Here is a 24282-nt window from a genome sequence, read left to right as displayed (position 1 = left end):
GAAATACATAATTCATAAGTTATTGAATTACAGACGTTTAAAAAACTTAATGATAAAATTAACAAAATATTTCTGCATATAATTAAAATATTTCTCATATTTTCATGCAGTACATCGAATAAATTTAAATTTTAATCAAGTTTTTAACATACTATATATCAATAAGTTATAATTATAATTTTGTTACAAAAAATGTTGTTTTTCTTACAGTACCATTTAAGTGGATAAGGTGTTGAGGCGCAAAGGTGCTGAGAGACAAAGGTTCAAAGGCTTTGTTTAGATGTAAAAATCCGTTTTATCTGCGTTACTTTCTTTTCATAATAAAAAAAGCCCTAACAAGTTTTAAAATCTTGTTAGGGCTATGCCTTTCTATTTATTATTTTTATTTGTAAATCAGATATTTTGCTCTCATTTTTTTAAAGTCTCGCAAACCATCTTTCCAACTATTTCTAATTTCTTCTTCGGAGGTTCCAGCTTCTATTTGTTGTTGCAATTTTTCATTTCCAGCTCGTATAGAGAATTTTCTTTTATCAAAGAATTTAGACTTATCGGCAGTTGTTTGATACGCCTTAATCAGCCATTTAATTTCTAGTCTATTAATTCTAGGAATTGCCGACAAATCCTCTCCATTACATTCTACATCATTATATAAAGGGTCTTTATCTCCAAAATTTGGTTTTGGAGTAAATGCAAAGTCGCTTTTGGGCAAATAAGGAGAACCATATATCTGGAATTGTTTCTCAGTTCCACGTCCCATACTTATATTAGTTCCTTCAAAAAGGCATAAGCTAACATATAAATTAATCGATTGATCGTTAGGTAAATTAGGCGAAGGTCGCACTGGTAAACTATAACTCATGCTTCTATTATAATTCAGACACGGGATAACTGTCAGTTTACATTGAATTCCGTCTTTAAGCCATTTTTCACCATTAATCATTTTAGCTTCTTCGCCTAAAGTCATTCCGTGAAGTAAGGGAGTTCGGTGCATTCCAATTCCGCTTTGAAACGCAATATCCAAAACAGGACCATCTACAATACCAATATTCGGATTCGGGCGATCCAATACAATTAACGGAATGTTATTCTCGGCACATGCTTCCATTATTCTATGCATTGTAGAAACATACGTATATAATCGTGTTCCTACATCTTGCAAATCAAAAACCATGATGTCAATTCCTTTTAATTGCTCAGCATTTGGTTTGTTATTTTTCCCGTAAAGGGAAGCAATCGACAATCCTGTTTTTGTATCGATTTCATCAGATACGTGTTCGCCAGCATCGGCTGTCCCCCTAAAACCATGTTCTGGTGCAAAAATGGTTTTTATCTTTACTTTCTTTTCAACCAAAAAATCTACCAGATGGGTTTTCTTATCAATAATTCCTGTTTGATTGGTTACAATACCAATAGTTTTCCCTTTTAGTAAAGGTAAATATTCAGTATAATTTTCTGCTCCTGTTTTTATTTTTTGCGCAAAAGAAACGGTTGTAATTAATACGCATATTATGGTTAGTTTTTTCATAGGGTTTATTTGTTTTTCACTAATTGCACGAATTAGCATAAATTGTTTCACTCAGATTTAGCCGATTAACACAGATTGTTTTTTGCCACTAATTTTTGTTTCTCGCAGATTCTGCAGATTTAGGAGATTTACATTATAATAAATTGTTTCTCGCAGATTTTGCAGATTCTGGCAGATTTAAATTTTATAATCTGTGTTGATCTGCTTAAATCTGTAAAATCTGCGTGAAAAACTTAGCGTCAACAAAACAAAAATCATTTTTAATCTGTGGCTAACTTTTTTCACTCATTTATTTGTTTCCAAATCTTCGGGCAAAAATCATCTTTATACATTAATCTATTAGTTCTTGTAGGGTTTACACGATTGGTAAGAATAATTAAGAACCTATTATTATCGGGATTCAAAAAGAAAAATGTTCCTGTAAAACCCGTATGTCCAAAATCATTTTTGCAATAAAATGCATCAGGTTTTCGTTTATCAAAACCAAGTCCACGATAAATTCCTTCTTTGGCAAGAGGTGAATTAGTAAATGCTGCAACCACCTTTGCTTTTAGAATTTGCTTTCCTTGATACTTCCCATTGTTAAGCAACATCTGGCAAATTACCGAGATCGATTGTGCATTGGCAAACAAACCTGCATTCCCGGAAACTCCACCTAAAATAGCCGCAGCTTCATCGTGAACATATCCTTTGATGGTATCTTTTCTGAAAAAATTATCAATTTCGGTTGGCATTACATTTTGCTCCGAAGTCCATTTTAAAGGATTATATCCAATTTTTGAAATCCCTAATTCAGCATAAATTTTATTCGCCAGTTGATCTAATTTTTTACCTGTATTTGTCTCCATCATTTGTTGCACAAGGATCAGGTTTAAATCGCTGTACAAATACTTACCACGAGGGTTGGTATTGGCAACAGCAATTTTTGCATAAACCGTTTTATAAAACTCTGGATTTATCCACATATTTTTATAGACTTGTACATAATTATCTTTAGGTTCAAAAGAGAGATAATTTGCATCATAAACAATATTCTTGTTTACATACATCGTATCAAATAAATCAGGATAGTTCTCAGACTTTTCTTTACTTAACAAAGGAGATCCATCTGGTGTAGACAGCAAACTTTGATAAAAAGTAATACTAGGCGTTAGTCCTGATGTATGCGTAAGTAACTCAAAAAGGGTTAAATCGGCAATAGCCGTGTTTTTATACATAGGAACTACTTCTCCCAACTTATCATCTAAATTCATTCTGTTTTCTCCAACCAAACGCATTGCAACGAGCGTAGCTCCCAAAACTTTAGACATAGAAGCTAAATCGTACACGTCGCCTGTTTTTACTAACTCTTTTTTTGAATAATCGTGATATCCATAATTTTTCAAAATGAAAACAGAATCTTTGCTACCTACAATAATTTGTGCTCCAGGGAAAAATCCTTTTTCGAGCGCATTATTCATCATCGAATCGATGTAAACTTCATTTTGCTTTGTATCGAAAGATTTTATTGAACTTTTTAGAGAATGGCAACTAATCTCTAGAAGTATCAAAAAAACAAGTACAATTTTAACTCCTATTTTCTTCATGTTCTTTATGGATTAACTCTCAAGTCCTGACCTGCCATAAGAGGCTCGTTGTTGGTTCCTGTGATCATTATTCTAACTGCTTTTACAGGTTTCTTTGGGTAGATGGAAGCATTCCCATAATCAAAAATATCTCCTTTTTCAAAATCAATTCCGTTATACGAATATTCTACATAACCATCATTTACAATAAATCTTGGGTGATGTGGAATTCCTGTCAGCACATCAATTTTTGAAGAAACAACAGGATTGGTAAAAGTGTATAAAATCCAGTCACCACTTACACACGGAACATCGGTACGCAAATAAGTCTCTTCATTATAATCTTCTAATCTTGAAATTGGGAATTTAGGATTTTCAGCCATTGATGAGGTCACTTTTACCTCTGGTTCCAGATAAGGTGAACAATTGAATTTTACCTTAGCCGAAGATGCTGTAGCCTCTTTATTATCTACAGTAAAATCTAAACGATAAGTGTTTTTATCATTATAATTATCAATCACAAATCGCAAACGAGGTTTGGATTTCAGCGTTTTTTCTTCTGAATAAGTTTGGATTAATTTATCATTTTCATAAAGTGAAACCGATTTAATAACTCCATTACTAGCCTCATCTGCAGTTGGATTAAAAGTTAGATACCAAATCCCGCTTTTATCAACATGCTCCGTAATATTCTCTGAAATATTTAAAACCTCAACTTTTGATGTATTCCAATTTGCAACTGGTAATTTCTCAACTTTTACCGCAGGACTTGCTGAATCTTCATTAAAGAAGGTACGGAACAGGTATTGCTCGTAATTCTTAGTCTGGATTGGTCCAGTATATAAAGGGGATTGTCTCGTAGGTTCGTTTCCTTGCGCATCATAACGTACAACAGCTCCTTCATAAGGTGGTGTTACTGTAATAGTTCCGCTTTTATAAATTGCCGTTGGCGGAAAATCTCTAAAAGCAATTCCCATATTAGCCAAACGTTGTAAATGGCTATTGGTTAATCTTCCATAAAAATTATCCCAGTTTTTATCTTCTTTTTTAGACCATCCAATTTCCGACAAAGCACTAATTCTTGGGTAACTTTGGTATTCTACAAATCGTGTCGGACGATCAAGATATTCACTCCACAAAGCACCTTGTACTCCTTTTATTAATTTTTGTTGTTCGGGAGTTAAATCGTTGTCTGGAATTGGCTCAAACGAATAAGCTCTTTTTGTATCTGTAATTGCTGCCCAACGATGACCGCGTTCATTTTCGGACTGTGCCATATCAAAATAAGTAAATTGTCCTGGCATCATAACAGTTTCATACCCTTTTTTAGCCGATTCAATTCCGTAGCTTATTCCCTGCCAGGCACTAATTAAAGTGTTTGGATTTATCTCTCCTCCTTTTAAAATTTCATTCCAGCCAGCCGTTTTTCTATTGTATTTTTCTACGATTTTTTCAACACGCCTAAAGAAATAATTCTGAAGCTGAAAAGTATCTGTATATCCTTCTTTTTCCATCAGCGCTTTACATTTTGGGCAATGTTCCCAATTGGCTCTGTTTACCTCATCTCCTGCAACATGAATATATTCAAAAGGGAACATTTCTGAAACCTCTCTAATTATAGAATCCAAAATTTGATAGTTTTCTTCACGCCCCACACACCATACATTTTTTACTTCTCCCTGAACACTTTTTGTTTCCTGAGTCGTAGCACATCCTATTTCTGGATATGCTGCCGTTACAGCGCGTGAATGTCCCGGAATTTCGATTTCGGGCATGATTGAGATTCCACGAGCTGCTGCATAAGCCACAACTTCTTTCATATCGGCTTGGGTATAATAACCGCCGTAACGTTTGTTTCCTGAACCGTAAGATGGCAACAATACTTCTCCTGGTCCTCTCCAAGCTCCTTTTAAGGTTAAATCTGGCATTGATTTAATCTCGGCTCTCCAACCGTTATCATCGGTAAGATGCCAATGAAAAACATTCATTTTGTGTGCTGCTAGCCAATCTATATAATTCTTAACCGTTTGCTTATCAAAAAACTGTCTTGAACAATCAAGCATCATTCCGCGCCATTCAAAACGAGGATAATCTTCTATTTTCACAAACGGAATTGTTCCTTTTTTTACCTCTTTGGCAGAGCAAATTTGTAATAAGCTTTGAAGTCCGTTTAGGACTCCATTTGAAGATTTTCCTTTTATAACCACTCCTTTTTTAGTTACGCTCAATTCGTAACCATCATTAGGAAGATTTAGTTTTTCATCTACTAAAAATGATATTCCATCTTTTTTATTTCCTTTTCCAATAGAAACAATCGGTTTAATTCCTGTAGTTGCAAAAAAATCACTCCCTATATAATGGGCACTTTTTTGCAACTTTTTGTCTACAACAATTTGTACTGATGAAGGAATTACAAATGTTCCTTCTTTCTGTTCTATTTTTACTGGTTGCGGAATTATATCGAGTTTCTGAGCCTGTAATACATTCAGGGAACTCAGGAAAACTGCGATTAGTAGCATACTTTTTTTCATCTTTTCTGGTTTTTTGTTTTGTTAAAATTGTATCGGAATACTTTCCGTTTGTGTGGTACTCAAAGCGGTAATGGCATAAATATATTTTTCAAAATTAGCATTTGGCACTTCTAATTTTGTGTCTGTGGTCACATAGTAAATATTCTCAGGATTAGAGAAATCGGTTATTTTTCCTTTAGCAAATCTATAAATCACATATTTTTTATTGTTCAATCCAGCCTTCCAGGTAAGCAGTCCTTTATCTCCGCTTTTAGCAATTGTAGCATTTATTGGCGGCTGTGGTGTTATTCTTGTAATTCTGTTTGCTTCGGGTGTTAATGCAATATATTTATATTGTTTTTCGATAAGAGGCTTTCTAAGCGTATCTCCTTTTTTTAGAAAATTATTTGCTGTAAAATACATGGAACCATCTAGTAAAGGCAGAGACCGAACCATTTCTATTTGCTTCCCAATCTGGTCTGGACTTCTCCACTCTACTTCATTTGCTGTTTTCGAAAGCTTATAAACTCCGTGACCTACATATACATTTGCCCCGTATTTATGTTTTGCCCACCATTTTGCCAAAACTTCAAAATTAGCTCTGTCAAAACCAATGTGCCAGTATATTTGAGGTGTTACATAATCTATCCAGTTTTCTTTTTGCCATTTTAAAACATTGGCATACAAATCATCATAGTTTGTAGCTCCTGCCATAGTGTTTGATCCTTCTGAATCTTTGGCAATATTTCGCCATACTCCAAAAGGTGAAATTCCGAATTCGACCTCTGGTTTATTTGCAATTATAGTATCACGTATTTGTTTGATTATCAAATCGACATTATCCCTTCTCCAATCGTCTTTGTCTTTAAACTGTCGAGGCTCTTTGGCAAATGCAACCTGATCAGGAAATTCTTGTCCAGCAATTCTATATGGATAAAAATAATCGTCCATGTGTATCGCCTGAATATCATAATTTCGAACTATTTCGCCCACTACCGAGGCTACAAAATCTCTGGTTTCTTTGTAACCAGGATTAAAATATCTCGTATTTCCGTAAGTAAGGAATAGCTCTGGTTTATTAAAATATAAATGCGTTTTTGCAAGTACATTCTTGGCCGTATCTTTTTGTACACGATACGGATTTAGCCAGACATGTACGCTCATTCCTCTTTTTCCTGCTTCGTCAATCATTAATTGCAATGGATCAAAACCCGGAGCAACGCCCTGAGTTCCGGTTATCCAATGTGATGCTGGTTCTTTGGTCGATTTGTAATAGGCATCTGCCGTAGGGCGAATTTGAAAGATTACGGTGTTCAGATTATACGACCGTAAATTATCCAGAATCGTTATCATTTCGGCTTTCATCGCTTTGTCTGATAAACCTGGTTTTGAAGGCCAATCGATATTATCTACAGTAGAAATCCAAGCAGCCCGCATTTCTCTTTTTGCTGGTTGTTGTCCAAAGAGATTGGCTTGAAACAACAGCACTAGAATTAAAATTTTTAAGATTTTCATAAATTCTATTTTTGGTTAGTTATTTTGGTTTTGTATTCGTGTTGAAACTTTAAACGCAAAGCTCACAAAGATTTACGCAAGGTTCGCAAAGTTTTCATTTAATCTATATAATCTTTTATTGTTTCTCTCGCAGATTTGGCAGATTTAGCAGATTCAATTTATGTAATTCGAGGCGAAAACCTTTACAACATAAACTTACTCTAACAAATAAACTCCACCTTCTATAAGTGATGTCCAAACTTTTCCCTGATCATCAACTGAAAATCCGTTTACGCTCGAGCTTCCTAAATTGATTTGTTTTATAATCTCAAATTTCTCTGCATCAACAATAACGACTTCTCCTTTTCGGCTTCCTATATATATTTTATTATTGTTTTCTACTATTGGCGCTGGATTATGTTCGTACCCTAGTTTTAAATCTAAAATCTTACTTTGACTAATCAAATTTTCTTCGGTTAATTCTAGATTATCGCTTAATGGTAATCTTAACAATTCTCCATTCATTGTTTTTGCATAAAACCATTTTCCATCTTGGCTTTTTCCCATCGATTCTCTGACTTTCCATTTAGAGGTTCTCAAAAGAGTTTTACCTGTTTCAATATCCAGAATGGTCAAAAAACGTTCTGGTGTAACAAAGTAAAGTCTGCTTTTTGACGACACTACATTTACATTTCCAGCTGAATACAAAAGCTGATTTATATTGCCATTATTCCATCGCCAGATAAGTGCTCCTGTGTTTTTATTTAAGCAATAAACATTCGCATCCCATGCTCCAAAAATAATCTTATCTCCTTGTATCAATGGAGTTCCTTGCGAATACGATTGTGGTAAATTATTCTTCCAGATTACCTGACCACTAACGGCATCAATGCATATAAACGCTGTAGAGCTTGCTGTATAAATTTTATTATTTTCAACAATTGGCGAACCTACCAAAACTCCACCTACAGGAATCTTCCATTTTTGTTTGCCTGATGCTGTATCAAATCCCAATAGATTCCCTTCTATTGTACCAATAACAAGATTGTTTTTTACAATAATTGGGGAGAAATAAATAGCATTTCCTATTTCTGTTTTCCAATTCAGCGTTTTGTTTTTCAAATTAATCGATTGTATCTCGCCAATAGAATTGGTAAAATAGAGGCTCTTTTTATCAAAACAAGGAACACTATAAATTGATGCAATGTCTTTTACAAATGGTGGGAAATTAGTTTCTAGATTATCTTTTGGAATTTCAATTTTTGAAGGCTTTGTTGGAACTGAGAAATTAAAAACACCTGGTTTGTCTATCATTTTCTGATAAACACTAATGCTATCATTATTGATTACAACCTCGTTGTAGCTTCTGGTTTTTCCATCGCGAGAGGTAATCGATGCTCCCATAATACCGCTTAGACCAGAGAAATCATATTTTTTTAAGGTGTGTCCGTGACCACAAAAACTAACAACTGTAGGATATTTTTCTAAAACAGAAAGTACTTCTTTATAATTACTCACACTATTATCTAATGGATAATGCGCAAAGTTCAATACTTTTTTATTGCTATTTTTAAGACTGTCTTTTAGTGTTTGGTCAAGCCAAAGAACGTCTTCATGCTTTACAAAACCATCACCCATTTTCATATAAGGTCCACACGGAAATCCGATAAAAAGATAGTCGCCTTTTGAAAAAACAAATCGATCATTACCCCATATTTTTTTATAAGTCAAACCTGCACTTTCACTCCAATTAGTTTCGTGATTTCCTGAGATTACATAATACGGAATTTTCAATTTAGCCAGAATAGAATGCACTTGCTTTAGTTCATCATCTGCACCACGATTCGTTAAATCTCCCGTTACTACAACAAATTCATTATCCGAATTATTGATTTCTTTTATAATGTCTTGCAACAAAAAATCATTTTCGTTCCCCACAGAAACATGCAAATCTGTAAGTTGCACAAACTTGATATTTCCTGATTTTTCTGCCTTTTGAGAAAACCCTGATACAATTATAAAAAGCAATAATATTATCGAAAATGAATGTTTCATAAGCAATTGTTGTGTGTTATTGTTTTGTTAGACGCACTGCGGTGCGTCTCTACGATACATCTTTGCGTTTTTTCTCTCGCAGATTCGGCAGATTTAGCAGATTCAATTCGTGCAAATTCATTAATTCGTGGCGAAAAAAATATTTTAATCCTTTATGTTAGACGCACTGCGGTGCGTCTCTACACTGTTCGTATACACTGTGCGTCTACAGAAAACCTTTGAACCTCTGTCCCTTTGAACCTTTGTTACTCTGTCCCTTTGAACCTCTCTCAATTATTAAAAAAATTATAGAAAAACAGCAATTGAAATTTTAAGGAGTTCTCCCAATATTCAATATTATGTTTTCCTGGACGTTCTATATAATCATGGTTAATTTTTTGGGCAAGCATCTTTGTATGAAGTTCTCTGTTTACATCAATAAAAAAATCATCTACTCCACAATCGATAATAAGTTTTAGATTATTGTTTTCTACTAATCCAAGCATATTTACTACTGTATTTTTCTCCCAATTTTCAGGGAATTCAGTTATAGAACCTAAACGTTTTTTTATATCCCACTTTTCAGGAAACGGACGAAAATCAACTCCTCCGCTCATACTCCCAGCTGCTCCAAAAACATCCTGATGTTTAAACGAGAGATATAATGCTCCGTGTCCACCCATACTAAGACCTGATATAGCTCTGCCTTCACGACTTGCAATCGTTTTGTAATTTTCATCTATAAAGGGAACTAACTCATTTACAACATAAGTTTCATATTTAAAAGTGGAATCTATTGGACTATCAAAATACCAACTTGAATAATTCCCATCAACACCAATTACTATAAAACCATATTTATCAACCTGTTCTCCAACTTCTTTAAAGCTTTTTACCCAAGTTGCATAATTTCCGCTGTATCCGTGAAGCAAATAAACTACTGGGAATTTTTTCTTGCTTTTTTTATAATTATCAGGAACTATTACACACGTCTTTATGTTTTTATTCATCGAAGCGCTAAACACTTGTATCGTGTCAATCTTAGCAGCTTTGGCAGAAAAAAATAGAAATACTAAGAGTAATGTGTAAATTGTTTTTTTCATAGAATTATGGTTTCTTTTAGTTAAAAAGAGGCAATAACTTTTCTTCAAAATGTATGAGATTTTTTATTTCTGATACATTTTGACAAAAAAATATAACGGGTTAAATGATTAACTTTCTTTCTTTTAAGTTCTTATTTCACTGACTTTAAAGCTTGAGCTAAAAGGTAACACACAATTAAATAAAACTATTTTAACCATGTAAGTGATATAAGTCCATTTAAGTTTTATGCTGATTAGTCATGCTTATATTTTCTTACATCACTTACATGGTTAACTTTTTTTGTTACAATTTTATTTCTTTAATAAAACTCAAAAAATATAAAATTTAGATTCGAGAAATTTATTTCAAACAATCCCTCAAAATCGTCACTGGATGCATTGCTTTTCTATTGGTTCCGTCAAAAATCTGGTGACGGCAACTCGTTCCTGCAGCAGCAATTGCTGTTGTTGCTTCGGTTGAACGGATTTTTGGGAACAAAGTATCCTCACCCATTTGCATACTTATTTCGTAATGCTCTTTTTCATATCCAAATGAACCTGCCATACCACAACAACCTGAATTATAAATGGTAACCGAACTATTTTTAGGCACATTGAGCATTGCAAAAGAAGCTTCGACTGTACTTAATGATTTTTGATGACAATGTCCGTGAATTTTTATTGTTTTCTCTACATTCGAAAATTGTCCAGAATGAATTTTTCCTGCTGTTATTTCTCTCTTAAAGAACTCTTCGACTGTAAATGTGTTTTTCGATAATCGTTCAGCACTTTCTTTGTCTTTTGCCAATCGAATGTATTCGTCTCTAAAAGTCAATATTGCAGATGGTTCGATTCCTATCAGGGGTATATTTTCTGAAATTAAATCTTTAAAAATACCTACGTTTTTATTAGCTATTTCTTGTGCTTCTTCTAAGAATCCTTTGGATATAAATGCTCTTCCGCTTTCTTCGTGGTCTACAATTATTACTTCATAGCCTAGTCCTGTCAGCAATTCATAGGCATCTATCCCAACTGGAACATCATAATAATTGGTAAACTCATCACAAAAAAGATATACTGCTCCATTTGCAAAAGGACTATTTACTGTTGATTTTTTATTTTTTTCGTACCACTTTCTAAAAGTTGTTGGTGCTAATAATGGAACTTGTCTTTGAGATGCAATTCCCATACTTTTTTTAACCAAGCCCAAATTGGCTACAAAATTTGTCATGGAAGGTGCTATGCTTCCCAGCTTATTAAGTTTAGAATTGAAAGCAAATATTTTATTTCGTACAGAAAATCCGTTTGCTTTTTGGTATTGGTATAAAAACTCCGATTTTAAAGTCGCTACATCTACATTACTTGGGCATTCGCTTGCGCAGGCTTTACAGCTCACACACAACTCAAATACTTTATATAATTCTTCGTGGTCGAATTTATTGTCTTTCTCCGAATGGGTTAGGTATTCTCTTAACGCATTGGCTCTAGCACGAGTCGTATCTTTTTCATTTCTCGTAGCTCGATAACTAGGGCATAAAGTTCCTCCAGCCGAAGGTAACTTTCTGCAATCGCCTGAACCGTTACATTTCTCGGCTGCACGCAAAATCCCCATACTGTCCGAGAAATCCTGAATTGTTTTAATATCTGGTTCTACTCTTCCTGATTCTACCCGCAGATTTTCGTCCATTTTAAAAGCGTTCACAATTTTTCCAACATTCAGAATTGTATGCGGATCAAAAGCACTTTTAATTCTTTTTAATAATTCGTAATTCTTCTCGCCTATCATAAATGGCAAAAACTCTCCACGAACAATTCCGTCACCGTGTTCTCCACTTAGTGAACCTCTATATTTTTTTACCAAAATAGCCACTTCGGTAGCAATGTTTCTAAATTGGTGTAATCCTTCTTTTGTTTTTAAATTTAAAACTGGACGCAAGTGAATTTCTCCCGCTCCTGCATGTGCGTAATAAATAGCACTTTGCCCATGTCTTTGCATCATGGCAGAAAAATCTGCTATATAATTAGGTAAATCACTTAGTTCAACCGCTGTATCTTCTATAGAATCGGCAGCTTTATCATCACCAACAATACTTCCTAAAAGTCCGAGTCCTGCTTTTCGTAAGTCATTTATTTTATCAATATCGGTTCCATAAATTTTAGGCAAAGCATACCCAAAATTATTTTCTTCAAGATCTTTAATTAAAGCATCTGCTTGTCGTTCGGCATCTTCCATACTATGGTGTGATCCTACTTCGAGCATAATAACTGCCTTAGGTTCTCCCACAATAAAAAACCTGTTTTTAGCTTGTTCCCTATTGGTTTTAGTACAATCTAATATTGTATCATCCATCATTTCGCAAGTGTACAAATGATGTTTCATTGCAGTAACTACGGCCTCTAAACTTTCCTGAATAGTATGAAAATGTGCTACAACCATAACATTATTTGTTGGTGGCAAATCATCTACTTTCAGTGTGATTTCTGTGGTAAATGCCAGAGTTCCTTCACTTCCGCAAAGTAACTTTCCTAGATTTATTTTGTTTTCTGTACCCGAAAACAAATCTGATTTTAATAATAAATCAATTGCATATCCTGTATTTCTTCTGTGAATTTCAGGTTTTGGAAATTCTTTTACAATTTCTTCCTGGTTTTCTTTATTCGAAAGTTCTTCATAAATCGCTTTGTAGATTTTACTTTCCAGCGAATCTCCTTTTGTCTTTTCTATAAATTCCTCCGAAGTCATTTCCTTAAAAACAACAATGCTTCCGTCGCTTAAAACCGCTTTTATTTCAACTATTTTATCACGGGTTACTCCATAACGTATTGATGTTGTTCCTGATGAATTATTTCCTACCATTCCGCCAATCATACATCGATTTGTGGTCGAAGTATTAGGTCCGAAAAATAATCCGTGTGGTTTTAAATACAAATTCAGTTCATCGCGAATTACTCCGGGCTGAACTGTTATGGTTTTCTTAGCAGCATCAAAAGCAACAATCTTAGTAAAATGTTTAGATACATCTACAATTATTCCGTTCCCTACAGTTTGCCCTGCCAAAGAAGTTCCTGCCGTTCTGGGCGTTATTGAAATTTTATTTTTTGCTGCAAAGCGAATAATTTTAACAATATCTTCTTCTGTTTTTGGAACTGCTACTGCTTGTGGTATAATTCTATAAGCAGATGCATCAGTGGCATATAATTTTTTATGAAGCTCGTCATAAAAAAGAGTTCCTTCTAATGAATCGGATAATTGCTGTAGTTGAAGAGTATCAGACATTTAATATGATATTGCTATTGTTTTATTATTGTATTTCAAAGTGTTTTTTCACTTTGCAAGTTAGCAAGATTAGACCTAACTTCTTTTAAAAAACGTCAGGTCTGCGGTACAAAATCTTGCAGGATTATAATCCTTTGTTGGAAATCTATATTATAATTTATTAAACTAACACAAATTATTAGTAATCAAAACGTTTAAATGCTTCGATTGCTTCGTATTCGGCAAGTCCTAATTCATCATATAAAATGGCTGTATTTTTATTACGATCTTCGGCTCTAACCCAGAATTCTCTTGAGTCATTTCCTTGAAACATTACTCTGTCTTTCTGAGATTGGTGGTATAAAATTGCATGACGTTTCAATAATACTTCTGATGGACTTAATGGTACTGCCATATCTATTTCGTGAATATCCCATTCATGCCAAGCTCCTCTATATAACCATAACCAACAATCATTCATATAAAGTTCTGACTTTAATTCTTTCATTGCTGCAAATATCGCATTCAAACATACTTCATGCGTCCCGTGTGGGTCTGCTAAATCTCCTGCTGCAAATACTTGATGTGGTTTTATTTTAGCAATAATATCCTTAACGATAGCAATATCTTCAGTACCTAACGGATTTTTCTTTACTTGACCTGTTTCATAAAAAGGAAGATCAAGGAAATGAGTGTTTTCATCTTTTAAACCAATATATCTCGTGGCTGCATACGACTCACGTCTTCTTATAAGTCCTTTTAATTTTCGAACTTCCAAAGAATCAATTTGATTTTCTGTCTTATTATTTAGGAAATTAATAACCGATGAAAAATTAACTCCTTCAATCTCTTTTCCGACAAAATCGCTACATACTTCGGCAAACTTTAATGCCTCATCATCTGTAACAGCAATATTTCCGGAAGTTTGATATACTACATGTACATCATGTCCTTGTTTTATTAATTTAGAAAATGTTCCTCCCATCGAGATAACATCATCATCTGGATGTGGACTAAAAAGGATTACTCTTTTCTTAGCCGGATTGGCTCTCTCTGGGCGATGTGAATCATCTGTATTAGGTTTTCCTCCTGGCCAACCTGTGATGGTATGCTGTAAAACATTGAACATATTAATATTCAAATCGTAAGCAGAACCTTCTTGTGCCAAAAGATCTGACATACCATTATTATTATAATCTCTGTCGGTAAGTTTTAATATAGATTGTTTGGTTTCTCTACAAAGCCAAACGATTGCTTTGCTTTTTAATTCTTGTGTCCAGGTACATCCGCCTACTAACCAAGGGGTTTCAAATCGTGTTAATTCAGATGCTGAAGACTGATCTAATACAAAAGTAGCATTAGAATGATTTTGCAAAAATGTAGCAGGAACTTCTGAGCTTATATCTCCTTGAATGGTTCTCTTAATAATTTCGGCTTTATTTTGTCCCCAAGCCATCAAAACAATTCTTTTAGATCTAAGAATCGTAGAAACTCCCATTGTGATTGCTCTTTTAGGAACGTTATCGATACCATTAAAGTCTGATGAAGCATCTACTCTGGTAATATGATCTAGGGTTATAATTCTGGTTCCTGAATTAATGTGTGATCCTGGCTCATTAAATCCTACGTGTCCTGTACGACCAATTCCCAGAAGCTGAAAATCAAGCCCTCCGGCTTCTTTTATTTTCATTTCATAATCAACACAATATTGATTAAGTTCTTCTAAAACAATAGTTCCGTCTGGAACATTTACATTTTCTGGTTTTATATCAATATGATTAAAGAGATACTGATGCATAAAATAATGATAGCTCTGACGATTCTCTTTGGTCATTGGATAATATTCATCCAGATTAAAAGTAACTACATTATAAAAACTAAGACCATCTTCTTTGTGCATTCGAACTAACTCTTCGTATACTTTTATAGGGGATGAGCCTGTTGCCAGACCAAGTACACAAGTTTTATTCTTGGCTTGTTTTGAACGTATTAATTCGGCTATTTCCTGAGCAACTGCTTTTGAACCTACAATTGAATTGTCAAAAATCACATTATGATTTTTCTCAAATCGGGTTTCTTCAAATTTGCCAGGTATGTCGTAAGCCAAAGAAGTATTGGTTTTCATAATATATCTCTTAGTTAAAAAATTAGTTTAACAAATATATACAAAAAACAAAACGAATACATTATTTTGCGTTATTTAACAAAATTAAATTAAAATACCGTAAAATAACGCAGAAATTACTGATTGAATCTCAAATTACAACACAAAAACTCCTGATTTTCTATATTCTTCCAGCGTTGGATCTTCTGGATCAAGGTTTGTAACAATAGTATCTAGCTGGCTAAGTTCGCAAACAACATGTGGCATTTTAGTATTTAATTTATTCGAAGAAAACATCGAAACTACTCTGTCAGAAGACTCTATCATTGCTTTTTTAACAATAGACACTTCATACCCTATCTCTGTTAATCCTTGTTTTACATTAATACTACTGGCTCCAATAAAACAGATATCGGCTTTAATCTTAGACAAAACCTGGATTACATCCATACCGATAGTAACCATTGCGTTTTTTTGCATTTTTCCACCTATAAATATTAAATCTATATTAGGATGCTGTGATAATTGCATTGCTATTGGCAAGCTATAAGTATAGATTGTAGCCTTTAAATCGGAAGGAATTAGCTTCGCAAACACAAGATTGGTGCTACCTCCGCTCATTATAATAACCTGTCCATCATGCAATAATGACAACGCTTTTGTGACAATTTTTTTCTTTTCTTCTTCTGCCGATATGACAATATCAAAAACATCAACAGATTTTTCTGTAGGCTGTATAGCACCTCCATAAACTTTCTCAAGAAGATTCTTACTGTCTAATTCATTCAAATCTCTCCTTATAGTATCTTCTGACAGATCTAGAGCTAAAGCCAAATCCGTCGTAACAACCTTTTGTTCTTCAAGGAGTTTAGTCATTATGTATTTATGTCTTTCGGCTTTCAGCATTTTTTAAAAATTAAAAATTCAGGGCAAATATATCAAATAATTCAATTCAAAAGCTGAGGACTACTTAGTATATGCAATAGTTTGCATATTTTGAATCTCCTATAGACCTTATAGAGTATTGTCATGTAAAAACTGCATTGTTTTGCGGTATTTTAGTTAATTTTTGAAAATAAATATAAAATACCGCATTTATATGCAATAAATAAATATATTTGCTCAACAACCATTAAAAAAACCAAATTATCATGAAAAAATTATTCCTTATTTCATTGTTGGTTTTGTTCATTCAAGTAACATTTGGGCAAACAAAAACAATAACCGGAACTGTAAAAAACAAAGCGGATGGGATTCCTATTCCTGGAGTGAGTGTCCTTATTCAGGGAACTGCAAAAGGTAGCTCTACTGATTTTGATGGTAACTACAGTATCGCAATATCACCAGGAGAAAGCCTTAGCTTTAGCTACATGGGTTTTGAAACTAAGGTGGTAAAAATAGAGGGACAACAAAAGGTTAATGTTGATCTTTCTGAAACCGCTTCAAAATTAGACGAAGTAGTTGTCGTAGGGTTTTCTTCTCAGAAAAAAACCAACGTAACTGGTGCTGTTGCGTCTATAGATGTTGCTAAAACTATTGGCAGCAGACCTCTAACTGATATAAGCAAGGCATTACAGGGTACTACGCCTGGTGTAAATGTTAGTTTTAACTCAGGAAATATTAATCGTATGGCAAAAATAAACATACGTGGATCTGGAACTGTAAATGATAATGGCTCTGACGATCCTTTAATATTAGTTGATGGAGTTCCTACAGATTTATCTCTTATCAACCCTAATGATGTAGCAACGATGACAGTACTTAAAGATGCAGCTTCGGCTTCTATCTATGGTGCTCGTGCCGCTTTTGGGGTAGTACTTATTACTACAAAAGGAGGAAAAACAGGAGAAGGAAAAGTTAGATTTTCTTATAGCGGAAACACTGCTTTTACCAACCCGATTTCTACATTACAATTCTTAGACCCCACAGACGAAATTCCTGGACTAATTGCTGCAGGAACGCGTACTGATGGTTCTACACCAGAATTTTTTGGAGCAAATTACAACACTTTACTTGCCGGAATTAAAACCTGGAAAGAGAAATATGCAAACAATCGTACTAGCAATGAAATGGTTTATGGTGAAGATTGGGAAATTAAAAATGGTACGCCTTATTTCTACAGAGTTTGGGATGCTAATAAAGAAATGTATGCAAAAGATGCGCTTCAAACTTCTCACAATTTCTCTGCTCAAGGTAATCTGGGAGATAAAAGTTCATTCTTTGCTTCGTTTGCAATTACAGACCAACAAGGTATGTTAAGAGTAAATCAGGAAACTAGAAAGAGAACAAATATCAATTTAGGATTTACTACAAAATTAACGGATTGGCTTACAGCAGATTTCAAAGTAATGACTATTCGCAGCACTTACGATCAGCCATTTAACTATTATGGTGGTTCTGGTACTGATGATACAAAATATGGAGGTTATTTTGGTTATGCACTTCGTTGGGGACAATATACTCCAAACTTCGGAACCTATAGAGGATATAATTTCCGTACTGCCGGAGGGTATTTATCTAATGCGTCTATGAACGAAAATGATCAATACAATAACAGGTTAAGTGCAAAATTTACAGCCGAAGTTATAAAAGATCTTAATATAATTACTGAGATAAGCAGTGTTACTGATTATTACTCCAGAAAACAAAACGGAGGTAAATTTCAGGCTTGGGATAGCTGGTCATCTATGCCATACGACGCTACAACAATACAAACAGCTACACCTGCAACTCTTGAAGCAGGAAATGATTTTGTAGCACAATCAAAAGCAGAAACAAGAACAAATGTTGTTAATATTTATGCGAACTATAAAAAGCAATTTAACAAACATAATTTAAAATTTTTAGGAGGTTTTAACTCAGAGTGGCAAGATTTCTCTCGTACGTATGCCAGAAGAAATACACTTTTAGACAAAACAAAACCAGAATTTAACCTTGCTGTAGGAGAACAATTTGTTTCTGGAGCTACAAATACTGATTTGAATCCAAATGTAACAAGCTATTCTATTGCAGGTTTCTTTGGTCGTGTAAATTATGATTATAACGGAATTTACTTATTAGAATTAAATGCTCGTTATGATGGTTCTTCTAAATTCCCTACAGACCAACAATGGGGATTCTTCCCTTCGGCATCTATAGGATACAAAATTATTAATGAGAGTTTTATGGAAGGTACACGCGGATGGTTAAACGACCTTAAATTACGTGCATCTATGGGATCTATTGGAAACCAAAACATCGGAAACAATGCTTTCTTATCTATAATGAAAACTAAAAATCCTTCGTGGATAAATGGTGGAGCCGTATTACCTCCTTCTACAGATTTGCCAACTAATGTTGACCCAGCATTAACTTGGGAAAAAGTATATACTAAGGATGTAGGTATAGATATTAGAATATTTGATATGCTTGGCGCTTCGTTTGACTGGTACCAACGTGATACAAAAGGAATGCTTGCTCCAGGTATTACGCTTCCAGGTTCATTTGGTCAAACTTCTGCTCAAACAAACTCAGGAAACATGAGAACAAGAGGATGGGAATTGTCTTTGAACTTTAATAAAAATATTAGCGAAAATGCTTCGGTATTTGTTGATGTGGCTTTATCAGATTTTAAATCGGTGATTACAAAATGGAATAATACTTCTAAACTACTAGGCTTAGTTTCACCTGGTGTATATCCTTATTATGATGGTTACGAAATTGGTCAGATCTGGGGTTTAACAAGTGATAGACTTTTACAATCTAGTGACGTGTTTACTAATAATGGTAAAACGGTAAATGGTGTTGATTATTCTAAAACTATGCTTGGTAATTTTAAATACGGACCTGGTGATGTACATTATGTAGATACAAATGGTGATGGTGTTATATCACGTGGAGCAGGAACTGCAGATGATCATGGAGATTTAAGTAAAATTGGTAACTCAACTCCTCGTTACAAATACGGAGTAACTTTAGGCGGAAAACTCTATGGACTTGATATTTCTGGTTTCTTCCAAGGGGTAGCTAAACGTGATTATTGGGCTGCCTCAGATGCTGTTTTACCTTTCTATCGTGCACCTCAACAAATGTATGCAAACCAATCTGACTATTGGACACCTGATAATACTGAAGCTTACTGGCCAAATCCTTATTATGGTAACGAATCGACAGCTTTTGGTGGTGCTACTAATGGTATGAATAACTTCGTAACTCAAACAAGATACTTACTTAATATGTCTTATTTACGTCTTAAAAATGTTACTCTTGGTTATTCTTTACCAAAAGAATTCATCAAAAAAGCAGGATTAGAAAAATTAAGAATATATGCTTCGGGTGAAAACTTAGTGACTTGGGCAGATAGCCGTCTTCCTGTAGATCCTGAACTTGACGAATCGGAAATCTTCTGGGGAAGAGCTTATCCTTTTACCAAAACATGGTCTTTTGGTGTTGAGCTATCTTTCTAATACTAACAATTCAAAATTTTTAAAATGAAAAAATCAAATATAAAATCCAAATTACAGCTGATGTTTGCAGCAACTATAATGGCAATGAGCGCCGTTGGTTGTTCGGACTACTTGACAGATGAGCCTGCAGATAAATTTACAAACGAGAACTTCTGGCAATCTGAAGACAACGTAAAAACTTTTTCATGGCTTAATTATGATACATTTTATGGTTACGGTAACGGTACAACAATTGGACTTTCATCTTTTTATTATCACGGAAGTGATTTTAAAGTAGATGATAACCTATCAGCTTTTACTTTTTATCAAATGCCAGTTACAGCAAGTACTACTAACCTTTATTCCTGGAATGAATATTACACACTGATCCGTCGTTGTAATTTAATGCTAGAAAAAATACCTGGCGTTCCTATGGCCGAGGTAAAAAAGAATCATTACATAGGAGTTGCTAAATTTTTCAGAGCCTATACTTATTTCCGTTTAGTACAAAAAATGGGAGATGTTCCATACACCGATAAATATTTAGCTCAAAATGATGATGCTGTATATTCGCCTTCAATGCAAAGAGCAGAAGTTATCGACAAGGCCATTAAAGATATGGAAGAAGCTATAGACTTGTTACTTCCAGTTGATGATAAAAATACAACTGTAAATAAATATACCGCTTATGCTGCTTTAAGTAACATTTGTATCTACGAAGGAACGTACAGAAAATATCATTTAGGTCAAGATGGAAGTGCTTATCTTAACAAAGCCAAAACAGCATCACTTGCTGTGATGAATAATGGGGGTTATAAATTAAACTCAGATTGGAAATCTCTTTACAACTCTGTTGAATTGGCTGGTAATACAGAGGTGATACTTACAAAACGTTATTTATCAAACGTATTGATGCATTCTCTTCAAAACTATACCAATACGTCAACCATACAATATGGCTTAACAAAATGGGCTGCTGATAGTTATGTAACTACAAATGGATTACCAATACAACAAGTAGGAAACAGCCAATACACAGGTGATGATGACATTACAAAAACTTTTACTAACAGAGATCCTCGTTTTGGTAAAACTGTAAATCCTACTAGTTATGGTTATAAAGGAAAACCTTTTAGTGCAGCTACGTTAGTTTCAATGTCTGGATATGTGTTTGAATTATACAACAACCCTGCAACAACAGGTCCCGATGTTACTACAGGAGGACGTAATTATACTGATGCTCCTGTATTTACTTTAAGCGAAGTATATTTAAATTATGCTGAAGCTTGCGCAGAACTTGGTACTGCTACAAATACTGATCTTGATATGTCTATCAATAAAGTACGTGTCCGTGCAGGAATTGCGCCTTTAACTACAGACGGAATTAATGCTTCTGCAGGAGGAATACAAATTAATGACCCAAGAAGAACGGCAACTTTAGAGCAAATCTCAGGTTCTGTTAGCCCTCTTATATGGGAAGTACGTCGTGAGCGTCAGATTGAATTTATGAGCTGGACAACGCTTAGACAAATGGATATTTACCGTTGGAAAAAAGGAGATTACCTTGATACTTCAAAAAATATAGATGTAAATCTTGGAGCAAGAATAGGAACACCTGTAGGAACACAAGTTGTAGTAGATGGTAACGGATATATAAAAATATACCCTGCAAGTACAAGAACCTTTGAAGCCAAACATTATTTAATGAATATCCCAACAAACGATATTGATTTATATAAAGCTCAAGGGGTAGAATTAAAACAAAACCCAGGTTGGTAATTCAGAATCTCAAAAACTGAATACTAACAAAATAATAAACTACCTCTGGTCATGGAAAACTCCAGAGGTAGTATTTTAAAATTATTATTTCGTGCAACGAAGACATCAATTAATAAACCGACGAAAATAAAATCCCTAATCTGACAAACTCAGATAAACGCTACTACAATAAACCACACAACAACAATCAAAAAAATACAGAATATCAATCAAATAATAATCTAACTTTATTTAGTCAATTTCTGCCTTCTAACTATTAAACTGTAATTTAAAATGATAAAATTCATAGCTAAATGTGTTCTTATTGTAGCATCAATGTTTTACACAACATCATATTCCAGTTCATTACAAACAATTACAAAAAACAACACTCAGGAATTAAACGCACCGGCAATTAAAACCGGAGCCGATAATTATGAAAAATACCTACCCTTATTAAAAGATAAAAAAGTAGGAATCGTTACAAATCAAACAGGGATTTTGACTAACAAAACTCACCTGGTAGATTTTTTATTAGAGAAAAAAATTGCTGTTCAAACCATTTTTGCTCCCGAGCATGGGTTTAGAGGAACTGCCGATGCTGGCGAACATGTTGTAGACGGAAAAGATCCAAAAACCGGACTATCAATCATTTCTCTTTACGGAGATAATAAAAAACCAAAAGCAGCACAATTAGCAGGAATCGATGTTATGATATTTGATTTACAAGATGTTGGAGCACGTTTTTACACTTATATTTCTTCTTTGCATTATGTAATGGAAGCTTGTGCAGAAAACGGGATTCCGCTTATTATTCTTGACAGACCAAATCCTAATGGAGGTATTGTCGATGGGCCACTTTTAGAAAAAGAATTTACAAGTTTTGTGGGCATGCACCCTATCCCACTACTTCACGGGATGACTATCGGCGAATATGCTCAAATGATTAATGGCGAAAAATGGCTTAAAAATGAAGTACAATGTAAGCTAACCGTTATTCCTTGTGTTGATTATAACCGAAAAATGGAATATAGCTTGCTTGCAAAACCATCACCAAACTTACCAAATGATCAATCTATAAACCTATACGCTAGTTTATGTCTTTTTGAAGGAACTAATGTAAGTATGGGGCGTGGAACCGAGAAACAATTCCAGATTTATGGTTCTCCTTTTTTAACAAAAACTAATTTTAGCTTTACTCCTAAACCAAATTTTGGAGCCAAAGACCCACTTTATAATGGGAAAGAATGCTTTGGTGAGGATTTAACATCTTATCCTAAACTAACACGTTTAGAATTAAAATGGTTGATTAAAGCTTACCAAAACACTAGTGATAAAACTAAATTCTTCAATCCTTTTTTCACAAAACTTGCCGGAACAAAAAAATTGCAACAGCAAATTGAAAGCGGAATTTCTGAAGATAAAATTAGAAAGACCTGGCAGAAGGATTTAGAAGCATTTAAAAAAATGCGCACAAAATACCTAATCTACTAAATCATACCCCTTATTTATTGTCAAATAAATTCTGGACTGTTTTTTATGATGCCCAATCATAAAATATGTTCCAAACAAAATTAAAAAATTAAAAAAATTAGCTAAAAACAAAATAAAATGGCAAAAATAAATCCCGATACAGAACGTGAATCACTTTACTCTAACTTAGATAAAATGAGCACAAATGAGTTGCTTACCAATATAAATAATGAAGATAAAAAAGTAGCAGAGATTGTCGAAAAACAAATCCCTAATATTGAGAAATTAGTAGATGCTATCGTTTCTAAAATGAAACTTGGCGGAAGACTATTTTATATCGGCGCAGGTACATCTGGAAGAATCGGGATCCTTGATGCTTCTGAATGTCCTCCTACTTTTGGTGTTCCAGATAATTGGATTATTGGTATTATAGCTGGAGGTGATTCGGCCATTAGAAAAGCGGTAGAAAATGCCGAAGACGATATTGATCAGGCTTGGAGAGATTTATCTGCCTATGATATTTCGAGTTTAGATGTCGTTTTAGGAATCGCAGCTTCAGGAAATACTCCTTATGTTATTGGAGGATTAAAAAAAGCAAGAGAAAATAATATCATTACAGGGAGTATTTCTTGTAATAGCGCAAGTCTTATTTCTAAAGAAGCTGATCATCCTATTGAGCTAATTGTAGGGCCAGAATTCCTTACAGGTAGCACAAGAATGAAAGCGGGAACTTCACAAAAATTAGTCTTAAACATGATTTCAACATCTGTTATGATTAAACTAGGAAGAATTTACGGTAACAAAATGATAGACATGCAATTGTCTAACAAAAAACTAGTACAAAGAGGTGTCGAAATGATTGTAGAAGAACTTCATATTGATGAGAAACTAGCTTCAGAATTATTAAAAAAACACAAAAGCGTAAGAGCCGTTTTATTGGCAGAAAATAAAGATCTGGAAATTTAATAACCAAACTAATCAAAATCTTTTATAGATTTATACACGTTGGATATAACTCATGAAAATTTTATTTAACACATATAAACATAGATTTTAT

The 24282-nt window shown here is 34.1% G+C and carries 13 protein-coding genes; 4 read left to right on the top strand and 9 right to left on the bottom strand.

Annotated features, from left to right (window positions below):
- Nucleotides 1-382: 382 nt before the first annotated feature.
- From SHI72_RS01045 to SHI72_RS01005, 9 genes are all read right to left on the bottom strand, one after another.
- Nucleotides 383-1525 (bottom strand): DUF1343 domain-containing protein, encoded by a 1143-nt coding sequence (locus tag SHI72_RS01045; RefSeq protein WP_323488771.1) that lies wholly within the window; start codon nucleotides 1523-1525, stop codon nucleotides 383-385.
- Nucleotides 1526-1806: 281 nt separating this feature from the next.
- Nucleotides 1807-3111 (bottom strand): serine hydrolase domain-containing protein, encoded by a 1305-nt coding sequence (locus SHI72_RS01040; protein WP_323488770.1) that lies wholly within the window; start codon nucleotides 3109-3111, stop codon nucleotides 1807-1809.
- Between the two features lie 5 nt (nucleotides 3112-3116).
- Complete coding sequence (locus SHI72_RS01035; protein ID WP_323488769.1) at nucleotides 3117-5621, bottom strand: beta-N-acetylhexosaminidase; 2505 nt, start codon at nucleotides 5619-5621, stop codon at nucleotides 3117-3119.
- Between the two features lie 21 nt (nucleotides 5622-5642).
- Nucleotides 5643-7115: a glycoside hydrolase family 10 protein gene (locus SHI72_RS01030; protein ID WP_323488768.1), complete on the bottom strand. Its 1473-nt coding sequence runs from the start codon at nucleotides 7113-7115 to the stop codon at nucleotides 5643-5645.
- Between the two features lie 195 nt (nucleotides 7116-7310).
- Nucleotides 7311-9149, bottom strand: coding sequence for a PQQ-binding-like beta-propeller repeat protein (locus SHI72_RS01025; RefSeq protein ID WP_323488767.1), 1839 nt, complete (start codon nucleotides 9147-9149; stop codon nucleotides 7311-7313).
- Between the two features lie 269 nt (nucleotides 9150-9418).
- Nucleotides 9419-10231, bottom strand: a complete 813-nt coding sequence (locus SHI72_RS01020) for an alpha/beta hydrolase family protein (RefSeq protein WP_323488766.1) — start codon at nucleotides 10229-10231, stop codon at nucleotides 9419-9421.
- Nucleotides 10232-10571: 340 nt separating this feature from the next.
- Nucleotides 10572-13487, bottom strand: coding sequence for an FAD-binding and (Fe-S)-binding domain-containing protein (locus SHI72_RS01015; RefSeq protein ID WP_323488765.1), 2916 nt, complete (start codon nucleotides 13485-13487; stop codon nucleotides 10572-10574).
- A 178-nt stretch (nucleotides 13488-13665) separates the two neighbouring features.
- Nucleotides 13666-15591 (bottom strand): glucosamine-6-phosphate deaminase, encoded by a 1926-nt coding sequence (gene nagB, locus SHI72_RS01010; protein WP_323488764.1) that lies wholly within the window; start codon nucleotides 15589-15591, stop codon nucleotides 13666-13668.
- A gap of 135 nt (nucleotides 15592-15726) precedes the next feature.
- Nucleotides 15727-16476: a DeoR/GlpR family DNA-binding transcription regulator gene (locus SHI72_RS01005; protein ID WP_039119817.1), complete on the bottom strand. Its 750-nt coding sequence runs from the start codon at nucleotides 16474-16476 to the stop codon at nucleotides 15727-15729.
- Between the two features lie 245 nt (nucleotides 16477-16721).
- Here SHI72_RS01005 and SHI72_RS01000 point away from each other — a divergent pair, with 245 nt between their 5' ends.
- From SHI72_RS01000 to murQ, 4 genes are all read left to right on the top strand, one after another.
- Nucleotides 16722-20015: a TonB-dependent receptor gene (locus SHI72_RS01000; RefSeq protein WP_323488763.1), complete on the top strand. Its 3294-nt coding sequence runs from the start codon at nucleotides 16722-16724 to the stop codon at nucleotides 20013-20015.
- 24 nt (nucleotides 20016-20039) lie between these two features.
- Complete coding sequence (locus tag SHI72_RS00995; protein ID WP_323488762.1) at nucleotides 20040-21773, top strand: RagB/SusD family nutrient uptake outer membrane protein; 1734 nt, start codon at nucleotides 20040-20042, stop codon at nucleotides 21771-21773.
- 273 nt (nucleotides 21774-22046) lie between these two features.
- Complete coding sequence (locus SHI72_RS00990; protein ID WP_323488761.1) at nucleotides 22047-23246, top strand: DUF1343 domain-containing protein; 1200 nt, start codon at nucleotides 22047-22049, stop codon at nucleotides 23244-23246.
- Between the two features lie 117 nt (nucleotides 23247-23363).
- A complete protein-coding gene (gene murQ, locus SHI72_RS00985) occupies nucleotides 23364-24191 on the top strand; it encodes an N-acetylmuramic acid 6-phosphate etherase (protein ID WP_323488760.1) in 828 nt (275 codons plus the stop codon).
- Nucleotides 24192-24282: the final 91 nt, after the last annotated feature.

This window comes from Flavobacterium sp. PL02, from assembly GCF_035013205.1.
Taxonomy (GTDB): domain Bacteria; phylum Bacteroidota; class Bacteroidia; order Flavobacteriales; family Flavobacteriaceae; genus Flavobacterium.
This window is presented reverse-complemented; position numbering and strand designations above follow the sequence as displayed.